This is a genomic window from Pseudoxanthomonas sp. LjRoot204_2 (assembly GCF_056175765.1).
Genome location: NZ_JBGFFG010000720.1, coordinates 1 through 1,082, shown reverse-complemented (window position 1 = coordinate 1,082; position 1,082 = coordinate 1). Strand labels below are relative to the sequence as shown.

General features: G+C 62.5%; 2 protein-coding genes. Both read right to left on the bottom strand.

From position 1 onward, the window contains the following. Positions 1-442 precede the first annotated feature (442 nt). Complete coding sequence (locus AC04L7_RS19385; RefSeq protein WP_475435773.1) at positions 443-775, bottom strand: helix-turn-helix domain-containing protein; 333 nt, start codon at positions 773-775, stop codon at positions 443-445. A 26-nt stretch (positions 776-801) separates the two neighbouring features. Beyond that, positions 802-1,082 (bottom strand): hypothetical protein (locus AC04L7_RS19380; RefSeq protein ID WP_475513801.1); only part of this gene is annotated, 281 nt, incomplete at its 5' end.

The following is a 1,082-nucleotide window of genomic DNA, read 5'->3' as shown; positions in this document are numbered from 1 at the left end:
ACCCAGTCGTCCTCACCGTCGTACCGGGGGACTCCGCCTGACGCCGAGGGACGGCTCTTCTGCACGCGGCCGACGTCGCCGAAGATCTCGGCTTCGGAGACGAGATCGATCGTGACCTCGGCCGGCACGGCATCAGCAATGCGCTGTTCCTGTACCTCCGCGATCCGTATCAGCATCGGATCAAGCTGTTCACCACTCGATCAGCCGTCTGAGCGTGCGCAGCAAGACGGCCATCGCTGGGTTACCGCTGCCAGCACTCCGCACATGACGAAGGCCCCGCAATCCCTGTGCTTCCAGGGAGTCGGGGCCTTCGTGGTGGCGGTGACGGTGGGATTTGAACCCTAATGTGGCTCCGCGCAATGTCGAGCAGATGTCGCTTCTTAGTTGATTTCACGGGGAAAGCGCACCTGCAACGGCCCTGTTCGATCAGGGGATCTCGGCTTCATTTGTGTCCACGGGCGTGTCCACGCTGTCGAGAGCGCGCTGGCTGAGCCCACGCATCTTGTCGCGGTTTCTCGAGCGGGGTGATTGCATCAACTCGGCTCGTCCCGAACCGTTCGGTGAGCGCCGCGGACAGCATGATGTCCTGAGTCGTGAGGCCAAGAAGTGCGGCCACCTTGTCGAGCTCCGGAATGGTGAATGGGTAGGCGCCGGACAAGCGGCCCGCGACAGTGGGCCGGCTCACACCCAAAGCATCCGCGAGGTCGGCCGGTTTCCTGTTCGCTCGGGCCAGCTCCGCCCTGACCGCCCCTGCGACTGCATCCTTGAAGTCCATTCACCGCACGATACTCAAAAATTGAGTCAGCGGGCGCTGACAAGAACCTCGAACGAGTCGGGTGGAACCTCTAGCGTGATCGAGATGACGTCGCGCGCCATGCTGTCGATCTCGTCCGCCGTGCGCGCTTGCGTGAACAGATCGAGCTCGGGGATCTGAACAAACCAGAACTTGCCGTCTCGCTGCGCAATCGCCTCGTAGACCTTCATGCGGGGATGCATAGCCGCGTACAGCGCAGAGCGACTGGTCGTCCATTCCCCCACGCTAGGTTCGGTGCCAAGCTGGCCTCCATGGCTCTCACTTACGA

Coding starts and splice junctions, on each gene's coding strand:
- AC04L7_RS19385 (WP_475435773.1), bottom strand. CDS start 775: ATGGACTTCAAGGATGCAGTCGCAGGGGCGGTCAGGGCGGAGCTGGCC.